The sequence below is a fragment of the Vibrio sp. V42_P2S4T144 genome (genome assembly GCF_009904715.1).
Classification (GTDB): Bacteria; Pseudomonadota; Gammaproteobacteria; order Enterobacterales; family Vibrionaceae; genus Vibrio; species Vibrio alginolyticus.
In genome coordinates this window covers 1-2091 of sequence record NZ_WXWS01000664.1, presented here as the reverse complement: position 1 = coordinate 2091, position 2091 = coordinate 1, and the positions used below count along the sequence as shown (strand labels likewise).

The 2091-nt window shown below is 46.5% G+C and carries 1 protein-coding gene and 1 pseudogene; one reads left to right on the top strand and one right to left on the bottom strand.

Annotated features, from left to right (window positions below):
* The first annotated feature begins 77 nt into the window (after positions 1 to 77).
* Positions 78 to 1724: a phosphoglucomutase (alpha-D-glucose-1,6-bisphosphate-dependent) gene (gene pgm / locus CAG68_RS21440; protein ID WP_053303294.1), complete on the top strand. Its 1647-nt coding sequence runs from the start codon at positions 78 to 80 to the stop codon at positions 1722 to 1724.
* Positions 1725 to 1785: 61 nt separating this feature from the next.
* On the opposite strand, the pseudogene CAG68_RS21435 reads toward pgm, so the two are convergent.
* Positions 1786 to 2091, bottom strand: a pseudogene (locus CAG68_RS21435) (DUF1853 family protein); the annotation flags it as partial.

Here is a 2091-nt window from a genome sequence, read left to right as displayed (position 1 = left end):
CCTCATAATGCGTCGCAGTGAGCGGATATTATGAGGCTTTTTTAATTTTATTTGTATTGAAAGAAAGGATGTCAAACATGGCTATGCACCCTCGTGCTGGGCAAAAAGCGCAGCAGGAAGATCTTCACAATATCCCAGCACTCGTTGCTAACTACTTCTTACTTCAACCAGACGCGGCAAACGCAGAACACAAAGTTCAATTTGGTACTTCTGGCCACCGCGGTACTGCAGACAAGCACACTTTTAACGAAAACCACATTTTAGCGATCGCTCAAGCGGTAGCAGAAGTTCGTGCTGAGCAAGGCACAACTGGCCCGTTGTTTGTGGGTAAAGACACGCATGCGCTATCTGAGCCTGCTTTTTCAAGTGTGATTGAAGTATTGATTGCAAATGGTGTGAAAGTGATTGTCCAGCAAGACAACGGTTACACGCCAACACCGGGTATTTCACACGCGATTCTGACTTACAACATCAAACACGATGAAAAAGCAGACGGTATCGTTATTACCCCATCACATAACCCACCACAAGACGGCGGAATCAAATACAATCCGACACATGGTGGTCCTGCAGAAGCTGAGTTGACTCAAGCTATCGAAGATCGTGCGAACGAATTGATTGCTGAAGGTTTACAAGGTGTTAAACGCCTACCACTAGCAGAAGCAAAAGCATCGGATCTGTTTGTAGAGATGGACTTGGTGAAGCCATACATTGATGACCTGGTGAACGTTATCGATATGGAAGCAATCCAAAAAGCGAACCTGAAGATTGGTGTAGATCCATTGGGTGGCAGCGGTATCGATTACTGGCGTCAAATTGGTCAGGCATACAACCTAGACCTAACGCTAGTAAGTGAATCGATCGATCCTTCTTTCCAATTCATGTCGCTAGATAAAGACGGCGTTGTGCGTATGGACTGTTCTTCTCCTTACGCAATGGCGGGTCTATTGGCACTGAAAGACGAATACGATTTAGCATTTGGTAACGATCCTGACTACGACCGTCACGGTATCGTTACGCCAAAAGGTTTGATGAACCCGAACCACTTCTTAGCCGTTTGTATTGACTACTTGTACCGTCATCGTGACGCGTGGGGTAAAGACGTCGCTGTTGGTAAAACACTAGTTTCAAGTGCGCTGATTGATCGTGTTGTTGCGGATCTAGGTCGTGAGCTATGTGAAGTGCCTGTTGGTTTCAAATGGTTTGTAGACGGTCTGTACACTGGTAAGTTTGGTTTCGGCGGCGAAGAAAGTGCTGGTGCGTCATTCCTTCGTAAAGATGGCACGCCTTGGTCAACAGACAAAGACGGCATCTTGTTATGTCTTCTAGCGGCAGAGATCACTGCGGTAACGGGTAAGAACCCACAAGACTACTATGAAGAGCTAGCGGCGAAACACGGTGAGTCGAAATACAACCGTATTCAAGCTGTAGCGAATGGCCCACAAAAAGACGTACTGAAGAAGTTGTCACCAGAAATGGTCGCGGCTGAAACACTAGCGGGTGATCCAATTACGGCTCGTCTCACGCATGCGCCTGGTAATGGTGCTGCAATCGGTGGTCTAAAAGTAACGACGGCAAACGGCTGGTTCGCTGCTCGTCCATCAGGCACAGAGGACATCTACAAGATTTACTGTGAAAGCTTCAAAGGTGAAGAGCACCTAAAACAAATCGAAGCAGAAGCACAAGAGATCGTTAATCAAGTGTTTGCAGCTGCCGGCCTGTAAACCATTCAATAGTCGATTTAGAAAACAAAGGGTTGATGTGCAAGCATCAACCCTTTTGCGTTTAAGATTCCTGAACTGAGTTGTTTCCGGGCCAGGAATCCGGTACCACAAACCAGAATTGACCGTCCTCCGTTTGTGCATGTACAAATCGGTCTGAAGGCTTTTCAATGGGTTGAGATAAATCGTCCGTACCAATCGCCCAGCATGGTTTGTGTAAATGATAAAGTGGCTTACCGATTAACTCCCATTGGCTCTGGTAGCACCAGTAACCACTAATCTGACTTGGATTTAGTTCATAACCCAAGCACTCGCTAGGAGTTGGCTCTGGAGTAAACGGATTAATATAGAGTCGTCCTTGCATCAATAG

Excerpts from the sequence above, each read along its gene's own strand:
- pgm (WP_053303294.1), top strand. The coding sequence starts at position 78 with ATGGCTATGCACCCTCGTGCTGGGCAAAAAGCGCAGCAGGAAGATCTT.